Origin of the sequence: Pseudomonas sp. BN515, from assembly GCF_029873155.1 — a bacterium.
Taxonomy (GTDB): Bacteria; Pseudomonadota; Gammaproteobacteria; order Pseudomonadales; family Pseudomonadaceae; genus Metapseudomonas.
Genome location: NZ_SSOH01000011.1, coordinates 39,480 through 56,531, shown reverse-complemented (window position 1 = coordinate 56,531; position 17,052 = coordinate 39,480). Strand labels below are relative to the sequence as shown.

Below are 17,052 nucleotides of genomic sequence, written 5' to 3'. Positions count from 1 at the left end.
TGATGGGTGTAGGCGGGGGAGTGCGATTTTTCGATCGCCAATGAGGGGAGCTGAATCGGCGGGCGGGGCACCGGGAATTGTTGCGTGTTCGTGGTGTCGTGGGTTGGCGCGGGTGACCACAACACTCATACGCGCTCTAAAAAACGAAAACCCCGCCGGTCGGCGGGGTTTTCTCATTTCACTCCTGCGGTTCGTCGCGCAGGAAAACCAGGCTGTCCGGCCCCGAGTGCTCCGCCGAGTAGCGGTAGCCCTGGTAGTTGAAATCCTTGAGGCCTTGCGGGTCCTGCAGGCGCTCCTTGATCACGTAGCGGGCCATCAGGCCGCGGGCCTTCTTGGCGTAGAAGCTGATGATCTTGTACTGACCGTTCTTCAGGTCCTTGAACTCGGTGTCGATGATGCGGGCGTTCAGGGCCTTGCGCTTCACCGAGCTGAAGTATTCGTTGGAGGCGAGGTTGAGCAGGATGTCGTCGCCCTGGGCCGCCAGGGCATCGTTCAGCCAGCCGCTGATGCGATCACCCCAGAAGGCGTAGAGGTCCTTGCCGCGGGCGTTGGCCAGCTTGGTGCCCATTTCCAGGCGGTAGGGCTGCATCAGGTCCAGCGGGCGCAGCAGGCCGTAGAGGCCGGAGAGCATGCGCAGATGCTGCTGGGCAAAGTCGAAGTCGGCTTCGCTGAAATCCTCGGCATTGAGGCCGGTGTAGACGTCGCCCTTGAAGGCCAGCAGGGCCTGCTTGGCGTTGTCGGGGGTGAAATCCGGGTGCCAGCTACCGTAGCGCGCGGCGTTCAGGCCGGCGAGCTTGTCGGACAGGTGCATCAGCTCGGCGATCTGCGCGGGGCTGAGTTCGCGCAGTTGCTGGATCAGCTCCTGGGAATGGTCGAGGAACTCCGGCTGGGTGAAGCGCGAAGTGGCCGGCGGGGTCTCGTAGTCCAGGGTCTTGGCGGGGGAAATCACCAACAGCATCGAATCGTCTCCTTCGGGAACGGGGCGATTCTAGGGATTTGCGTCGGTTGGCTCCACCTATCCCGCCGATAGGCAGGCTGGATGCAGGAACGGGATGACCGCCTGGGGCGGAAAATTCGGGAAATTTCGGGGGAGGGGACTTTCGACTTTAGCGGGCGATCCCGTACGCGCCAAGGGGTTTTTGTCGCACTGTGAAAAAAGATCCGAACAGGCAAAAAAGTTCTTTTTTCTGTCATCCCGAATGGAGTAAAAAAAATACAGACCGCCGAACCCTGCAGACAGGTGGCGGCCATAGGCCCTCACCTTGTTGGCTCCATCCTCTACCCGGCATGACCCGGAGCGGGGAGGTCGGCGGTCCCCCGCGGCGGAGCGCCTGTCTGGCATTCCGTCGCCTGGCCCTATAAGAAGGTGACCGAGTATGGATGACCACGGACGCTCCAGCCCTACCGCTCCAACCTTGTACGCGCTCGACACCAACGTCCTGATCCACGATCCCAACGCCTTGTTCAACTTCCAGGAACACCACGTGGCCATTCCGATGACCGTGTTGGAGGAACTGGACAAGCTCAAGACCGGCAAGCAGGGCGTTGCCGCTGAATGCAGGCAGGCCATCCGTAACATCGACAAGATCCTCAGTGGCGCAACCCCCGAGGAAGTGGAGCACGGAGTACCCATCCAGCGAGAGAAAAGCGGCCCCTGCGGCTTCCTCTCGATTCTCATGAGCAAACGCGCAGCCCCCATCACCTGGCTGCCTGAAGACCTCAACGACAACAAGATCATCAACCAGCTGGTGGAACTGAAGAGCCGCAAGCCGGGCATGTCCGTGGTGCTGGTGACCAAGGACATCAACATGCGCCTGAAGGCGCGGGCCTGCGGAATCGACTCGGAGGACTACCACACCGACCAATTGGTGGACGACGTCTCCCTGCTGTCCCGTGGCTACCACGATATGCCGGGTTCATTCTGGGACCGCGTGAGCACGGTGGAGACGCGCCAGGACCATGGCCGGACCTGGCACCGTGTGCAGCTCACCGACAACCTTCCAGCCGTGCACGTCAACGAGTTCATCGTCGACGAGCAAGGCTTTGTCGGCTGGATCAAGGGCATCAAGGCCGATGAGCTGCTGATCCTCGATCTGCATCAGGAGCCGCTGCTGCACCAGGAAGCCTGGGGCCTGCGCCCGCGCGACGTGTATCAGGCGCTGGCGCTCTACGCATTGCTGGACCCGGACATCCACCTGGTCAACCTCAGCGGCGCGGCGGGTTCGGGCAAGACCATCCTGGCGCTGGCCGCGGCCATCGAGCAGACCATGGTCAGCAAGCGCTATCGCCGCATCATCGCCACCCGCAGTGTGCAGGGGCTGGATCAGGAAATCGGTTTCCTGCCCGGTACCGAGGCGGAGAAGATGGAACCCTGGCTGGGGGCGATCACCGACAACCTGGAAGCCCTGCACATGGATGACGAGAACACCCACGGCAGCGTGGACTACATCCTCAGCAAGGTGCCCCTGCAGTTCAAATCCCTGAACTACATCCGGGGCCGCAGCTTCCAGCAGAGCCTGATCATCATCGACGAATGCCAGAACCTGACGCCGCACCAGATGAAAACCATCATTACGCGTGCCGGTACTGGCTCCAAGGTGATCTGCCTGGGCAACCTGGCGCAGATCGACACTCCTTACCTTTCCGCGCCGAGCTCCGGCCTGACCTACCTGAGCGAACGCTTCAAGGACTTCCCCCACGGCGTGCACATCACCCTCCAGGGCGTGCCGCGCTCCGTGCTGGCCGAGTTCGCCGAAGCCCATATGTGACCTCAGTATCCCGCCGGGCGGCAGCTGCCGCCCGACGCGGGTTTCTGTATACAATCTGTCTCCTGTCCAAGGAGACGTGCAGTGCTTACCCATCTCGATTCCCAAGGCCGCGCCAACATGGTCGACGTCACCGACAAGGCGGTGACTTCCCGTGAAGCGACGGCTGAAGCCCGTGTGCGCATGCGCCCGGAAACCCTCGCCATGATCCAGGCAGGCGGCCACCCCAAGGGCGATGTATTCGCCGTGGCGCGCATCGCCGGCATCCAGGCGGCGAAGAAGACCTCCGACCTCATTCCCCTGTGTCACCCGCTGATGCTCACCAGCGTCAAGGTAGAGCTGGAGGCGGAAGGGGACGACTGCGTGCGCATCGTCGCCCGCTGCAAGCTGGCCGGGCAGACCGGGGTGGAGATGGAAGCCCTGACCGCCGCCAGCGTCGCCGCCCTGACGATCTACGACATGTGCAAGGCGGTGGATCGCGGCATGACCATCGAAAACGTACGCCTGCTGGAAAAGCTGGGCGGCAAGAGCGGCCACTACCAGGCCGGGGAGTAATGATGATTCGCGTGCAGTATTTCGCCCGTTACCGTGAAGCGCTCGGCATCGAAGGCGAGCAGCTCAGCTGTGACCCGGCGTTCGCGAAACTGGATGACCTGCGCCAGCACCTGCTGGCCCGTGGCGGCGTGTGGGAAGTGCTCGCCGAACAGAACCTGATGTGCGCCCGCAACCAGGAGCTGTGCAGCCTGGACGAGGCCCTCGCCGATGGCGACGAAGTCGCCTTCTTCCCCACGGTCACAGGAGGCTGAGATGGCCATTCGCGTGCAGGAAGGTGCTTTCGATCCCGGTGTTGAACTCAACGCGCTGCACGCGGCCAACGTCGGCATTGGCGCCGTGGTCGGTTTCGTTGGCTACGTGCGCGACTTCAATGACGGCCAGGAAGTGGCGGGAATGTTCCTCGAACATTACCCGGGCATGACCGAGAAGGCCCTGGAGAAGATCGAGGTGGAGGCGCGGGAGCGCTGGCCGCTGCTCAATGTGGAGATTCTCCACCGCGTTGGTCGCCTGGAACCGGGCGAGCCCATCGTCTTCGTCGGCACCGCCAGCGCCCACCGCCAGGCGGCGTTCGATGCCTGCAATTTCGTGATGGACTACCTCAAGACCCGTGCGCCCTTCTGGAAGAAGGAAGACACCGCCGAAGGCCCACGCTGGGTGGAAGGGCGGTGCAGCGACAAGGCGGCTGCCGAGCGCTGGAATTAGAAAACGAATAGAGAGCCTGTAGGAGCGAATTTATTCGCGAAGCAGGCCAACGGCCTGCCATCGGTGGCCTGGGCCGCGCTGCGGCCTTTCGCGAATGAATTCGCTCCCACAGATTGACCTGCTGTTCGGACTCGAAGCCCGGACCCGCCGGGCTTTTTCATGGGTGATTGACGATCTGTACATTTGAGTCCAGTATGGACTCATAAGTACAAGTTAGCGGCATCCATGATGATCCTCAGCCAGCTACCCACCTCATTCCCATCCCGGCCGTCCGTGGCCGTGTCTTCTTCTGCCTCGCAAACCCATTCCGAACCTGCTCGTCCTATCCTGTGGCGGGCATCCATCCGTACTGCGGGAGTCGCACCATGAAGAAACTCGTTCTGCTGGGCAGCCTTGCCCTGAGCCTGCTTGCCTCCAGCGTTTTCGCCGCTGACAAGCCCCTGCGCATTGGCATCGAGGCCGCCTATCCGCCCTTCGCCTTCAAGACGCCGGACGGCCAGATCTCTGGCTTCGACTACGACATCGGCAATGCCATGTGCGAAGAGATGAAGGTGAAGTGCCAGTGGATCGAGCAGGAGTTCGATGGCCTGATCCCGTCCCTGAAGGTGAAGAAGGTGGACGCCGTGCTGTCGTCCATGACCATCACCGATGAGCGCAAGAAGTCCGTGGACTTCACCGGCAAGTACTACTACAGCCCGGCACGCCTGGTGATGAAGAAGGGCAGTGTGGTCGACCCGGAATTCAAGAGCCTGGTGGGCAAGACCATCGGCACCCAGCGTTCCACCACCACTGACCGCTTCGCCGCCGAGGTACTGGAGCCAAAAGGTGTGAAGGTGGTGCGTTACAGCACCCAAAACGAGATCTACCTGGACGTGCTGTCCGGGCGCCTGGATGGCGTGCTGGCCGACGTCTTCCCGCTCAACGAAGGCTTCCTCAAGACCGAGAACGGCAAGGGCTACGAGTTCGTCGGTCCGGTGCTGAACGATCCGAAGTACTTCGGTGAGGGTGCCGGCATTGCTGTGCGCAAGGGCGATAACGAGCTGCGTGAGAAGTTCAACAACGCCATCAAGACCCTGCGCGAGAACGGCAAATACCAGGCGATCCAGGCCAAGTACTTCGACTTCGATATCTACGGCGAGTGATTGATCTGCCGCCGGGAAGAAGCCGCGCGAATGCGCGGCTTTTTTTGTCTGGACGAAAGCAGTCGGAGCGCTGCACGGTCTGCCCCCTCTCCCGCCTGCGGGAGAGGGCTGGGGAGAGGGCTGGCTTGGTGCCAATCCTTTCGCGAATGAACTCGCTCCCACGGGGGGCACGCGCCAAAGAAAAAGGGAGCCCGAAGGCTCCCTTTATCATTTCGCGTCCAATCCTCAGTGCAGGATCTGCCCGAGGAACAGCTTGGTCCGCTCGTTCTGCGGGTTGTCGAAGAAGGCGTTGGGCTCGTTCTGTTCCACGATCTCGCCCTTGTCCATGAAGATCACCCGGTTGGCCACGGTGCGGGCGAAGCCCATCTCGTGGGTCACGCAGAGCATGGTCATGCCGTCGTGGGCGAGGCCGATCATGGTGTCGAGCACTTCCTTCACCATCTCCGGGTCGAGTGCCGAGGTGGGTTCGTCGAACAGCATGATCTTCGGCTTCATGCACAGGGCGCGGGCAATGGCCACGCGCTGCTGCTGGCCGCCGGATAGCTGGCCGGGGAACTTGTTCGCCTGCTCCGGAATGCGTACGCGCTCCAGATAGTGCATGGCGATTTCCTCGGCCTGGCGCTTGGGCATCTTGCGTACCCACATCGGTGCCAGGGTGCAGTTCTGCAGCACGGTGAGGTGCGGGAACAGGTTGAAGTGCTGGAACACCATGCCCACTTCGCTGCGGATCGCCTCGATGTGCTTGAGGTCGCTGGTCAGCTCGGTGCCGTCGACGATGATGCGGCCCTGCTGGTGCTCCTCCAGGCGGTTGATGCAGCGGATGGTGGTGGACTTGCCGGAACCGGACGGACCGCAGAGGACGATGCGCTCGCCCTGCTGCACATCGAGGTTGATGTCCTTCAGCACGTGGAACTGGCCATACCACTTGTTCACGCCCTGCAGGCGGATGATCGGCTCGCCGGCTACTTTCTTGCTTGCTTCAGTCATGGGATGACTCCTAACGCTTGTGGCCGGTGTCCAGCTTGCGCTCCAGGCTCATGGAGTAGCGGGACATGCCGAAACAGAAGATCCAGAACACCAGGGCGGCGAAGACGTAGCCTTCGGTTGCCATGCCCAGCCAGGCCGGGTCGGTGGTGGCTTGCTTGATGCTGTTGAGCAGGTCGAACAGGCCGATGATGATCACCAGGCTGGTGTCCTTGAACAGCGCGATGAAGGTGTTGACGATGCCGGGGATCACCAGCTTCAGGGCTTGCGGCAGGATCACCAGGCCCATCATTCGCCAGTAACCCAGGCCCATGGCCGCAGCGGCTTCGTACTGGCCCTTGGGGATCGCCTGCAGGCCGCCACGCACCACTTCGGCGATGTAGGCCGACTGGAACATGATCACGCCGATCAGCGCCCGCAGCAGCTTGTCGAAGGACAGGCCTTCAGGCAGGAACAGCGGCAGCATCACCGAGGACATGAACAGCACGGTGATCAGCGGAACGCCACGCCAGAACTCGATGAAGGTCACGCAGATGACCTTGATCGCCGGCATGTTCGAACGCCGTCCCAGTGCCAGCAGGATGCCCAGCGGCAGCGCGCCGACGATGCCCACCGCAGCGATCACCAGGGTCAGCATCAGGCCGCCCCATTGGCTGCTGGACACGGTGCTCATGCCGAGGAAGCCGCCGTGCAGCAGCCAGTAGGCAATGATCGGGTAGATCACCAGGAAGCTCAGGCCATACACCGCCTTGCGCGAGAAGCGCGGGATGAACAGCGGCGCGGCGCCGATGATGGCGATCCATACCGCCAGGTCCACTCGCCAGCGCAGGTCTTCTGGGTAGAAGCCGTACATGAACTGGGAGAAGCGCATCTTGATGAAGACCCAGCAGGCGCCTTCGCTGGTGCAGTCGGCGCGGGTGCTGCCGCTCCAGTCAGCCTGGAGGAAGGCCCACTTGATCAGCGGCGGCAGGACCAGCCACACCAGGTAGATGGCGAACAGGGTCAGCAGGGTGTTGAACCAGTTCGAGAACAGGTTGGCGCGCAGCCAGCCCAGTACACCGACGCTCATCCGGGGTGGCGGCTGGTCGGGCTTGAATACGTGTGTCGTCATGGTTCGCCCCTTACCGCTCGACTAGCGCAATGCGCTTGTTGTACCAGTTCATCAGCAGGGAAATGCTGATGCTGATGGCCAGGTAGACGCTCATGGTGATGGTGACCACCTCGATCGCCTGGCCGGTCTGGTTCAGCACCGTACCGGCGAACAGCGAGACCATGTCCGGGTAGCCGATGCCGGCTGCCAGGGACGAGTTCTTGGTCAGGTTCAGGTACTGGCTGGTGAGCGGCGGGATGATCACGCGCAGGGCCTGCGGGATGATCACCAGACGCAGGGTCTTGGCAGCGGGCAGGCCGAGCGAGCGCGCGGCTTCGGTCTGGCCGTGGCTGACCGCCTGGATGCCGGAGCGCACGTTCTCGGCGATGAACGCCGCGGTGTACACGGTTAGTGCCAGGGTCAGGGCGATCAGTTCCGGAATCACCACCCAGCCGCCGCGGAAGTTGAAGCCTTGCAGCTCCGGAATGCTCCACTCGAAGGGCCGGCCGAAGACCAGCGCGACCAGTCCGGGAATGACCACCAGCAGCACGATCGAGGTGAGCAGTACCGGGAAGCGCTGGCCGGTGGCCTCACGCTTGGCCTTGGCCCAGCGGGCGACGGCGATGATCGCCAGCAGCACCAGTACCAGGCTGACCAGGAAGGGCAGGAAGCCGTCGGCAATGGTCGGCGCCGGCATGTACAGGCCGCGGTTGTTGAGGAAGAAGTGCTCGCCGATGGCCAGGCTCTGGCGCGGCCCCGGCATGGGCAGCATCACCGCGAAGTACCAGAAGAAGATCTGCAGCAGCGGCGGGATGTTGCGGAAGGTCTCGATGTAGACGGTCGCCAGCTTGCGGATCAGCCAGTTCGGCGACAGCCGCGCCACGCCCAGGAGGAAGCCGAGGATGGTGGCGAAGAAGATACCGATACACGAGACCAGCAAGGTGTTGAGCAGGCCGATGACGAAAACGCGGCCGTAGCTGTTGCTTTCGTTGTAATCGATCAGGTGTTGGGAAATCCCGAAGCCGGCGCTCTGTTCGAGGAAGTCGAAGCCGGACAGGATGCCGCGCTGTTGCAGGTTGTGCTGGGTGTTCTGGAACAGGTACCAGCCCAGTGCCACGACCGCGATGACGGCGATTATCTGGAATAGCCACGCACGCGCCTTGGGATCGGTCCAGAACGAACCTTTCGGGGCACGCGGGGCGTTGGCAGGTTTTTGCATGACAGCCCTCTGGGAACCGCTGGCCGACCGGATGGGGGACGGCGGCCAGGGTTCGCGTTGAAACGGAACTCGAACCCGGCGGCCACCTCATGTGGCCACCGGGCGACGGTCAGCGCACCGGCGGTGCGTATTGCAGACCGCCCTTGTTCCACAGGGCGTTGAGACCGCGCTCGATCTTCAGCTCGCTACCGGCACCGATGTTGCGATCGAAGATTTCACCGTAGTTGCCGACTTGTTTGACGATTTGCACCGCCCAGTCCTTCGGCAGCTTCAGGTCCTTGCCGAACTCGCCTTCAGTACCCAGCAGACGGGCAATGTCGGGGTTCTTGGTGGTCTTGGCCTGTTCTTCGACGTTCTTCGAGGTCAGACCCAGTTCTTCTGCGTTGAGCATGGCGAACAGGGACCAGCGCACGATGTCGAACCACTCCTCGTCACCCTGGCGCACGGCCGGGCCGAGGGGCTCCTTGGAGATCACTTCCGGCAGCACCACGTACTCGTCCGGAGCGGCCAGCTTGATGCGCTGTGCATAGAGCTGGGACTGGTCGGAGGTCAGCACGTCGCAACGACCGGACTCCAGCGACTTGGCGCTCTCGTCGGAGGTGTCGTAGGTGATGGGGGTGTACTTCAGGTTGTTGGCGCGGAAGTAGTCGGACAGGTTCAGCTCGGTGGTGGTGCCGGCCTGGATGCACACGGTGGCGCCATCGAGTTCCTTGGCGCTGGAGACGCCGAGCTTCTTGTTCACCAGGAAGCCCTGGCCGTCGTAGTAGGTCACGCCGGTGAAGTTCAGGCCCATGGCAGCATCACGGGAGCTGGTCCAGGTGCTGTTACGCGACAGGACGTCGACTTCGCCGGACTGCAGCGCGGTGAAACGTTCCTTGGCGGTCAGGGGGCTGAATTTGACTTTGCTGGCATCGCCAAACACGGCAGCGGCAACTGCGCGGCAGACGTCAACGTCGATGCCTTTGTAGTTGCCCTTGCCGTCGGCATAGGAGAAGCCCGGGAGGCCGTCACTGATGCCGCATTGCACGAAGCCTTTCTTCTTCACCGCGTCCAGGGTGGCGCCCGCCTGCGCGAAACCGCTGACACCGAGAACGGTTGCCGCGGTCAGCACGGCCAGGGTGGATTTCACCATCTTCATTAAAACCTCCAGTTGCTTTTATTGGTGTTGGAGTCTCGATCCCACCGCCGTACCCTCGTGAGGCAGGTTCAACCCTTTATGCACTGGAAAGGGTCAACCGGGGTGTCGGACCTAAGGAAGGAGTCTAGTTGGCGCTGCTCCGCTCGCCACCGGACCTTTCCCTGCCCATTGGTCAAATGGGCTGGAGACGGATTTGCGCCCGCCCTCGCATCACGAATGACGCCAGGTGACCGCCTGCAAGGCCTCGGCCGGAGCCGCTGCCCAACCCGTTGCACACCGGGCAAGTGTTACCGTGCCACGGCTGTGTTTCAGTGAGCTGCTGGTTAGCAAAGGCCGTACCAGCAAGACGCCAGTAGGCCTATTCAGATAGGTCAATAGGTAAAGTTTTAGCCTTGCGACATCTTTTTCAGTTATCAACCCACCCCTTCTGATGCCATCGCCCCATAACTGTGCAAATGCACCACAACGGAGCCACACATGAGCGACACACTGATCCTGGAGCCCACACATCGCGCCGACGCCTGCGTCATCTGGCTCCACGGCCTGGGCGCGGACCGTTACGACTTCCTGCCGGTGGCCGAGGCCCTGCAGGAAGTGCTGGGCACCACGCGCTTCGTGCTGCCCCAGGCGCCGACCCGCGCGGTGACCATCAATGGCGGCTGGGCCATGCCGTCTTGGTACGACATCCTCGCGATGCGCCCTGAGCGTGCGATCAACGAGGCGCAACTGGAGGAATCGGCCGAGCAGGTCATGGCGCTGGTGCAGGCACAGATCGACGGCGGCATCGAGCCCCGCCGCATCATCCTCGCCGGCTTCTCCCAGGGTGGCGCCGTGGTGCTGCACACCGCCTTCCTGCGCTGGGCGGATGAGCTGGGCGGCGTGCTGGCGCTGTCCACCTACGCACCCACCTTCGCTGACGAAATGAAACTGTCGGATACAAAACGACAACTGCCGGTCCTTTGCTTGCATGGCACTTTCGACGACGTGGTGCTGCCTGCGATGGGGCGCTCCGCCCACGATCGCCTGGCGGCTGCCGGGGTTCCTGTGGAGTGGCGCGACTATCCGATGGCCCACGAGGTATTGCCGCAGCAGATCCGTGACATCGGCGCCTGGCTGGTGGAGCGTCTGCACAGCTGACCCCACAACCCGACAGAACAAGAACCGACCATGGCCCAGACCTCCGCTTCACCCATCGCTACCCTGCGCGACATCGAAGAACTCGAACGCCTTTCGCTGGAAGAGCGCGGCATGCCGGACAGCACCTATGAGCTGATCCGCCAGAGTGCCGAGCGCCATCCGCACAAGCGCGCCATGACCTTCCTGCTCCAGGGCGATGCCGAAGAGGCGCCGTTCGAGCTGACTTATGCACAGCTGCTGGCGCGAGTCACCCAGGCGGCCAACGCCTTCCATCATCTGGGTGTACGCCCGGGCAAGGCGGTGTCTTTCCTGCTGCCGAACCTGCCCCATACCCATTTCACCATCTGGGGCGGGGAAGCGGCCGGCGTGGTCAATGCCATCAACCCGTTGCTGGAGCCCGAGCACATCGCCGAGCTGATCCATGCGGCCGACTCCAAGGTACTGGTGACGCTGGCGCCGTTCCCGGGCACCGATCTCTGGGACAAGGTGGCCGGCCTGCGTGACCGGCTGCCGGAGCTTGCGGCCATCGTCACCGTCGACCTGGCCAACCTGCTGCCCGAGCCCCAGCGCAGCGCCATCAAGGCCCAGCGCGGCCCGCTGCCGGAAGGCGTGCTGGACTTCGACGAACTGCTCGACCGCTTCCCCGCCGACCACCTGCAGAGCGGCCGGGTGATCGCGCCGGATGACGTCGCTTCCTACTTCCATACCGGCGGCACCACCGGCACGCCCAAGCTGGCGCCCCACAGCCATCGCAATGAAGTGGCCATGGCGATGATCCTGGCCTACGCCATCAACCTGGGGGAGGGCGACAACACCCTCTGCGGCCTGCCGCTGTTCCACGTCAATGGCGTGATGGTCACCGGCCTCGCCCCGATCTTCGCGGGTGCCGAATTCCTCATCGCCACGCCTCAGGGCTATCGCAATACGCGGCTGATCCAGAACTTCTGGAAAGTCATCGAGCGCTACCGGGTGAGTTTCTTCAGCGGCGTGCCGACCATCTACGCGGGCCTGTTGCAGGTGCCCAGCGAGGGGCACGACCTGTCCAGCCTGCGCTATGCCCTGTGCGGCGCCGCGCCCATGCCGGTGGAACTGATCCGCCAATTCGAGGCCAAGACCGGCCTCAAGCTGATCGAAGGCTACGGCCTGACCGAGGCCACCTGCGGCACCTGTGGCAACCCCGCCCACGGCGAGCGCCGGCCCGGCTCCATCGGCATGCGCATGCCTTATTGCCAGGTGAAGGTCGCGGTGCTCGATGAGCAGGGTAGTTACTTGCGCGATGCCGAACAGAACGAGATCGGCAACCTCTGCGTGCGCGGCGTGACCGTGTTCAAGGGTTACCTGCAAGCCAGCAAGAACAAGGACATCTGGGTCGACGGTGACTGGTTCAATACCGGTGATCTCGGGCGGATGGATGCCGATGGCTACATCTGGCTCACCGGCCGCAGCAAGGACCTGATCATTCGCGGCGGCCACAACATCGACCCGCAGATGATCGAAGAGGCCCTGCACCGCCATCCCGCCGTGGCCATGGCCGCCGCCGTCGGCAAGCCGGACGACAAGGTCGGCGAACTGCCGGTGGCCTATGTTCAGCTCAAGCCCGGCGCCAGCGTCAGCGAGGCCGAACTGCTGGCGCATGCCGCCCAGCATGTACCCGAGCGCGCGGCGGTGCCCAAGGATGTCTGGATCATCGACGCCATTCCGGTCACCGCCGTGGGCAAGACCTTCAAGCCGACACTGCGTTTCGACGCCACCCGCCGTGTGCTGGAGCAGGTGCTGGGCGCCATAGCGCCGGGCGTGACGGTGGAAGTGGTCAACGACGATCGCCACGGCCAGGTTGCCGAGATCCGCGTGCCGGGGCTGGATGAGTCGCTGCGGGCCAAGCTGGAAGCCCGCATGGCCGGCTACGCGGTGAAGTTCCGCCTGCTGGCCTGAGGCCATCTATACTGGCTGTCGAAGGCCGCCTCACGGGGCGGCCTTCTGCGCTGTGCAACATTCGCAACTCTCGCGCCGAACCGCCTGAAGCGGCTCGGGGCATTTTTGCGCGCCCGGAAAACTGTTGCGAAATTGTGGCGAATATCAGTAATCGTCGCGTTCCTTACCGTTATCCTGCCGTCTGTCGGCCCAACTTTAGGTGGGCATTGTCAGGTAAAAAGTGTGGGAATACTGTCACACCGGGTTTACAGCTGAGACAAGGATCGTTAGCGGTGTCGTCCGCTTCGACTGCCATCCGAGGCGTTGCAGCCATGAAGCATGTCCACTGGCAAGAAGACTTGGCTCTGCTGAGCCGACTGCGTCTGTTCCAGAACGTCACCGCGAACTGTCTCGCGCAGTTGCTCAAGGAGTTCCGTGCTTGCGATCTGGAGGCAGGGGAGGTGTTGTTGTCGCCGTTCAACCGCAATCAGCACCTTTATCTGGTGGTGAGCGGGCGGCTGAAGGTCTATCTCGGTTCGCTGGACAACAATCCGGTGAGCACCATCGAAGCGGGCGAGTGCGCCGGCGAGATCAGCTTCATCGACAACGACCATCCTTCGGCCTACGTGGTGGCCAGCGAGCCCACTACCGTATTGCGCCTGCACCGGCAGTCCCTGGTTAGCCTGTTCCAGCAGTCGCCGCAGTTGATGCAGAACCTGCTGGAGTTGCTCTGCGAGCGTGTGCGCCAGGGCAACCGGATCATTCTCGACACCGAACAGAACGCCAAGATCGACACCCTTACCGGGCTCTTCAATCGTCGCTGGCTGGAGCAGATCTTTCAGCGCGAAAGCACCCGCTGTGCCTTCAACGAGCAACCGCTGTCGATGCTCATGCTGGATGTGGACCATTTCAAGGCTTACAACGATCGTCACGGCCACCTGGCTGGCGACTACGCGCTCTGCCTGGTCTCCCACACCCTGCGCAACCAGCTGCGGCCCAAGGACAGCATGGCGCGCTACGGCGGCGAGGAGTTCGTCATCCTGCTACCGGAAATCAACGGCGATGAGGCGCGCAGTATTGGTGAGCGGCTGCGCGTCAGCCTGGAGCAGATTGCCTCCTTCTATTCCCCGTTGGGCGTGCTGCCCGGCGTGACCGTTTCCATCGGCATGGCCGAGATGCAGCAGCCGGACAGCCTGCAGGGCCTGATCGCCCGGGCAGACAACGCGCTCTACCAGGCCAAGCACGATGGGCGTAATCGACTGAACGGGTAGCTGAGCCTCACGGGTGTTTCCCCGAATGAGGCATGCCCTCGATTTCCCGTCCGCTCAAACGTCTGTTTGCTAGAGTCCGTTCACTACAAGACAGCCGGGAAGCTGGACATGCGCAAACTCCTGATCGCTTTGCTACTGCTGGTGGCCGTTGGCCTGGGGATTTTCTTCTACCTGCCGGGATTGCTCGACCGCGAGATGAACACGGTGGAATCGCCGCCGCCCTATCACGCCTCGGATGAGGCCGAGAACCTGCACAAGACGCTGTTCGTCGCCGACCTGCACGACGATGCCTTGCTGTGGAGCCGCAACCTGCTGGATCGCCATGACTTCGGCCACAGCGACCTGCCGCGCCTGCTTGAAGGGCATGTCGGCCTGCAGGTGTTCTCCACCGTGACCAAGACCCCGCGCGGCCTCAACTACGAGCGCAATGGTTCCGACTCCGACAACATCACCCTGCTGGTCATGGCCCAGCGCTGGCCCCGCGCAACGTGGCACAGCCTGCTGGAGCGCGCGCTCTATCAGGGCAAGAGGCTCGAGGAAGCCGCCGCCGGTAGCCAGGGCAAGCTGACCCTGGTGCGCAGCCGCGACGACTTCGCCCGCTACCTCGCCGCCTGGGAAAAGGACCCGAACCAGGTCGCCGCCATCCTCGCCACCGAAGGCCTGCATCCGCTGGAAGGCAAGCTGGAGAACGTCGACCGCATGTACGACGCGGGCTTCCGCATCATGGGCCTGACCCACTTCTTCGATAACGAAGTGGGTGGCTCCGCCCATGGCCTGGAGAAGGGCGGGCTGACGCCCTTCGGCCGCCGGGTGATCGCCCGCCTGGAAGAGAAGAAGATGCTGGTGGACCTGGCCCACGCCTCCCGCGCACTGATCGACGATGTGCTGAACATGGCCGAACGTCCGGTGCTGGTCTCCCATACCGGCGTCGAGGGCACCTGCCCGGGTACCCGCAACCTCACCGACGCGCATATCCAGCGCATCGCCGCCACTGGCGGAGTGATCGGTATCGGCTACTGGGATACTGCCGTCTGCGAAACTTCGGTCAAGGCCATCGTCAAGGCCATCCGCTACGTCGCCGACAAGGTCGGCGTGCAGCATGTGGCGCTGGGCTCGGACTTCGACGGCGCGGTGCATACGCCCTTCGACACCAGCGGCCTGGCGCAACTGACCCAGGGCCTGAAGGAAGCCGGATTCAGTGAGCCCGACATCGCCGCCATCATGGGCGGAAACGTCCGCCGGCTGCTGCTGGAGTCCCTTCCTTAGTCCAAGTCAAGCCCTTGAGTGCCCGCAGCTCTTCGCCCTGCGGGCATCTTGCTTTACACTGGCGGCCGTTCATTCCTTAACCAATCGACGAGACCACCGTGCTCAAAGCACTCAAGAAGATTTTCAGCAAGGGTGAAGAGCCGCAGGCCAACCCCGCCCCCGCCGCGCCAGCCCCCGCCCAGACCGAGAAGCAAGAGCGTCCGGCCAAACCGAAGAAAGCGCCTCGTGAAGCAGGCGAAAAGGCCGAAGGTTCCAGCGAACGCCCGCCCCGTGGCGAGAAAAAGCCCCGCAGCGACAAGCCCAAGTCCGACAAGCCGCGCCGTGAGCGTCCGGCCAAGGCGGCTGCCCCGGTGGACAACTGGAAGCTGGAAGACTTCGCGGTGGAGCCCCAGGAGGGCAAGACCCGCTTCCACGACTTCAACCTCGATCCGACGCTGATGCACGCCATCCACGATCTGGGTTTCCCCTATTGCACCCCGATCCAGGCCCAGGTCCTCGGCCATACCCTCAAGGGTAAGGACGCCATCGGTCGTGCGCAGACCGGTACCGGCAAGACCGCTGCCTTCCTCATCTCCACCATCACCCAGCTGCTGCAGACCCCGCCGCCGAAAGAGCGCTACATGGGCGAGCCGCGCGCGCTGATCATCGCGCCGACCCGCGAGCTGGTGGTGCAGATTGCCAAGGACGCCCAGGCGCTGACCAAGTACAGCGGCCTCAGCGTCATGAGCTTCGTCGGCGGCATGGACTTCGACAAACAGCTCAGGCAGCTGGAATCCCGCTTCTGCGACATCCTGGTCGCCACCCCCGGCCGCCTGCTGGACTTCAACCAGCGCGGCGAAGTGCACCTGGACATGGTCGAGGTGATGGTTCTGGACGAAGCCGACCGCATGCTCGACATGGGCTTCATCCCGCAGGTGCGCCAGATCATCCGCCAGACGCCGTTCAAGGGCGAACGCCAGACCCTGCTGTTCTCCGCCACCTTCACCGAAGACGTGATGAACCTGGCCAAGCAGTGGACCGTCGACCCGGCCATCGTCGAGATCGAGCCGGAAAACGTCGCCAGCGAGACCGTCGAACAGCACGTCTACGCCGTGGCCAGTAGCGACAAGTACAAGCTGCTCTACAACCTGGTTGCTCAGAACAACTGGGAGCGGGTGATGGTCTTCGCCAACCGCAAGGACGAAGTGCGCCGCATCGAGGAACGCCTGACCAGGGACGGCATCAGCGCCGCCCAGATGTCCGGCGACGTGCCCCAGCACAAGCGCATCAAGACTCTGGAAGGCTTCCGCGAAGGCAAGATCCGCGTCCTGGTGGCCACCGATGTCGCCGGCCGTGGCATCCATATCGATGGCATCAGCCACGTGATCAACTTCACCCTGCCGGAAGACCCGGACGACTACGTGCACCGCATCGGCCGGACCGGCCGCGCAGGCGCCAGCGGTACCTCCATCAGCTTCGCCGGTGAGGACGACGCCTTCGCCCTGCCGCCGATCGAGGAACTGCTGGGCCGCAAGATCAACTGCGAAATGCCCCCCACCGAACTGCTCAAGTCGGTGCCGCGCAAGCACCACTGAGGTCGAGTGGAATGAGAAAAGGCGAAGCTTAGGCTTCGCCTTTTTCTTTGGGCGCGAAACGGGGAGGGGAGACCTGCGGCCTCCTTGGCGAATGAATTCGCCCCTACAGGAAGAGCGCCGCGATTGTGCCTAGCTCGGACAACTCCCTCTCCATTGAGGGAGAGGGTTGGGGGCGGGGCTTTTGTAGGTTGGGCAGAGCGCAGCGAAGCCCAACGAGGTTGACCGTGACTCCGCTGCATTGCCCGTAGGAGCTGGCTTGCCAGCGAATGGCCCCTATTCGCTAGCAAGCTAGCTCCTA

Annotated in this window: 15 protein-coding genes; 10 read left to right on the top strand and 5 right to left on the bottom strand. The window is 63.1% G+C overall.

The window, feature by feature from the left end:
* Nucleotides 1-178: 178 nt before the first annotated feature.
* Nucleotides 179-958 (bottom strand): peroxide stress protein YaaA, encoded by a 780-nt coding sequence (gene yaaA, locus E8E91_RS01495; RefSeq protein ID WP_280374310.1) that lies wholly within the window; start codon nucleotides 956-958, stop codon nucleotides 179-181.
* 418 nt (nucleotides 959-1,376) lie between these two features.
* Here yaaA and E8E91_RS01490 point away from each other — a divergent pair, with 418 nt between their 5' ends.
* The 5 genes from E8E91_RS01490 (at nucleotide 1,377) to E8E91_RS01470 (ending at nucleotide 5,164) form a co-directional block, all read left to right on the top strand.
* Nucleotides 1,377-2,768: a PhoH family protein gene (locus tag E8E91_RS01490; RefSeq protein ID WP_280374309.1), complete on the top strand. Its 1,392-nt coding sequence runs from the start codon at nucleotides 1,377-1,379 to the stop codon at nucleotides 2,766-2,768.
* 81 nt (nucleotides 2,769-2,849) lie between these two features.
* On the top strand, nucleotides 2,850-3,320 hold the full coding sequence (gene moaC / locus E8E91_RS01485) for a cyclic pyranopterin monophosphate synthase MoaC (RefSeq protein WP_190827388.1): 471 nt from the start codon (nucleotides 2,850-2,852) through the stop codon (nucleotides 3,318-3,320).
* Between the two features lie 2 nt (nucleotides 3,321-3,322).
* Complete coding sequence (locus E8E91_RS01480) at nucleotides 3,323-3,571, top strand: MoaD/ThiS family protein (protein ID WP_280374308.1); 249 nt, start codon at nucleotides 3,323-3,325, stop codon at nucleotides 3,569-3,571.
* 1 nt (nucleotide 3,572) lies between these two features.
* Complete coding sequence (gene moaE / locus E8E91_RS01475) at nucleotides 3,573-4,022, top strand: molybdopterin synthase catalytic subunit MoaE (protein WP_280374307.1); 450 nt, start codon at nucleotides 3,573-3,575, stop codon at nucleotides 4,020-4,022.
* Between the two features lie 365 nt (nucleotides 4,023-4,387).
* Entirely contained in the window at nucleotides 4,388-5,164 is a 777-nt protein-coding gene (locus E8E91_RS01470) for an ABC transporter substrate-binding protein (RefSeq protein WP_151132098.1), read from the top strand.
* A 225-nt stretch (nucleotides 5,165-5,389) separates the two neighbouring features.
* Here the strand turns inward: E8E91_RS01470 and E8E91_RS01465 are convergent, their stop codons facing one another.
* The 4 genes from E8E91_RS01465 to E8E91_RS01450 all read right to left on the bottom strand — a co-directional run bounded on the left by E8E91_RS01465 (nucleotide 5,390) and on the right by E8E91_RS01450 (nucleotide 9,595).
* The gene (locus tag E8E91_RS01465) at nucleotides 5,390-6,151 is read right to left on the bottom strand and encodes an amino acid ABC transporter ATP-binding protein (RefSeq protein ID WP_103102884.1); all 762 of its coding nucleotides are present in this window, start codon (nucleotides 6,149-6,151) and stop codon (nucleotides 5,390-5,392) included.
* Between the two features lie 10 nt (nucleotides 6,152-6,161).
* Nucleotides 6,162-7,259: an amino acid ABC transporter permease gene (locus E8E91_RS01460; protein ID WP_280372042.1), complete on the bottom strand. Its 1,098-nt coding sequence runs from the start codon at nucleotides 7,257-7,259 to the stop codon at nucleotides 6,162-6,164.
* A gap of 10 nt (nucleotides 7,260-7,269) precedes the next feature.
* Entirely contained in the window at nucleotides 7,270-8,457 is a 1,188-nt protein-coding gene (locus E8E91_RS01455) for an amino acid ABC transporter permease (protein WP_280374306.1), read from the bottom strand.
* Nucleotides 8,458-8,566: 109 nt separating this feature from the next.
* A complete protein-coding gene (locus E8E91_RS01450; protein WP_151132101.1) occupies nucleotides 8,567-9,595 on the bottom strand; it encodes an amino acid ABC transporter substrate-binding protein in 1,029 nt (342 codons plus the stop codon).
* Nucleotides 9,596-10,072: 477 nt separating this feature from the next.
* On the opposite strand from E8E91_RS01450, the gene E8E91_RS01445 reads away from it, so the two are divergent.
* The 5 genes from E8E91_RS01445 (at nucleotide 10,073) to rhlB (ending at nucleotide 16,754) form a co-directional block, all read left to right on the top strand.
* Nucleotides 10,073-10,732: an alpha/beta fold hydrolase gene (locus E8E91_RS01445; RefSeq protein WP_280372044.1), complete on the top strand. Its 660-nt coding sequence runs from the start codon at nucleotides 10,073-10,075 to the stop codon at nucleotides 10,730-10,732.
* Between the two features lie 30 nt (nucleotides 10,733-10,762).
* Nucleotides 10,763-12,664: an acyl-CoA synthetase gene (locus E8E91_RS01440; RefSeq protein WP_280374305.1), complete on the top strand. Its 1,902-nt coding sequence runs from the start codon at nucleotides 10,763-10,765 to the stop codon at nucleotides 12,662-12,664.
* 311 nt (nucleotides 12,665-12,975) lie between these two features.
* Nucleotides 12,976-13,914 carry a GGDEF domain-containing protein gene (locus E8E91_RS01435; RefSeq protein ID WP_280374304.1) on the top strand — a complete coding sequence of 313 codons (939 nt, stop codon included), beginning with the start codon at nucleotides 12,976-12,978 and terminating at the stop codon, nucleotides 13,912-13,914.
* Between the two features lie 108 nt (nucleotides 13,915-14,022).
* Nucleotides 14,023-15,180 carry a dipeptidase gene (locus E8E91_RS01430; protein ID WP_280374303.1) on the top strand — a complete coding sequence of 386 codons (1,158 nt, stop codon included), beginning with the start codon at nucleotides 14,023-14,025 and terminating at the stop codon, nucleotides 15,178-15,180.
* A 98-nt stretch (nucleotides 15,181-15,278) separates the two neighbouring features.
* Nucleotides 15,279-16,754 carry an ATP-dependent RNA helicase RhlB gene (gene rhlB / locus E8E91_RS01425; protein ID WP_280374302.1) on the top strand — a complete coding sequence of 492 codons (1,476 nt, stop codon included), beginning with the start codon at nucleotides 15,279-15,281 and terminating at the stop codon, nucleotides 16,752-16,754.
* Nucleotides 16,755-17,052: the final 298 nt, after the last annotated feature.

Bases quoted from the DNA above. Each gene is read 5' to 3' on its own strand.
- yaaA (WP_280374310.1), bottom strand. From the start codon at position 958: ATGCTGTTGGTGATTTCCCCCGCCAAGACCCTGGACTACGAGACCCCG.
- E8E91_RS01490 (WP_280374309.1), top strand. From the start codon at position 1,377: ATGGATGACCACGGACGCTCCAGCCCTACCGCTCCAACCTTGTACGCG.
- E8E91_RS01480 (WP_280374308.1), top strand. From the start codon at position 3,323: ATGATTCGCGTGCAGTATTTCGCCCGTTACCGTGAAGCGCTCGGCATC.
- moaE (WP_280374307.1), top strand. From the start codon at position 3,573: ATGGCCATTCGCGTGCAGGAAGGTGCTTTCGATCCCGGTGTTGAACTC.
- E8E91_RS01470 (WP_151132098.1), top strand. From the start codon at position 4,388: ATGAAGAAACTCGTTCTGCTGGGCAGCCTTGCCCTGAGCCTGCTTGCC.
- E8E91_RS01465 (WP_103102884.1), bottom strand. From the start codon at position 6,151: ATGACTGAAGCAAGCAAGAAAGTAGCCGGCGAGCCGATCATCCGCCTG.
- E8E91_RS01460 (WP_280372042.1), bottom strand. From the start codon at position 7,259: ATGACGACACACGTATTCAAGCCCGACCAGCCGCCACCCCGGATGAGC.
- E8E91_RS01455 (WP_280374306.1), bottom strand. From the start codon at position 8,457: ATGCAAAAACCTGCCAACGCCCCGCGTGCCCCGAAAGGTTCGTTCTGG.
- E8E91_RS01450 (WP_151132101.1), bottom strand. From the start codon at position 9,595: ATGAAGATGGTGAAATCCACCCTGGCCGTGCTGACCGCGGCAACCGTT.
- E8E91_RS01445 (WP_280372044.1), top strand. From the start codon at position 10,073: ATGAGCGACACACTGATCCTGGAGCCCACACATCGCGCCGACGCCTGC.
- E8E91_RS01440 (WP_280374305.1), top strand. From the start codon at position 10,763: ATGGCCCAGACCTCCGCTTCACCCATCGCTACCCTGCGCGACATCGAA.
- E8E91_RS01435 (WP_280374304.1), top strand. From the start codon at position 12,976: ATGAAGCATGTCCACTGGCAAGAAGACTTGGCTCTGCTGAGCCGACTG.
- E8E91_RS01430 (WP_280374303.1), top strand. From the start codon at position 14,023: ATGCGCAAACTCCTGATCGCTTTGCTACTGCTGGTGGCCGTTGGCCTG.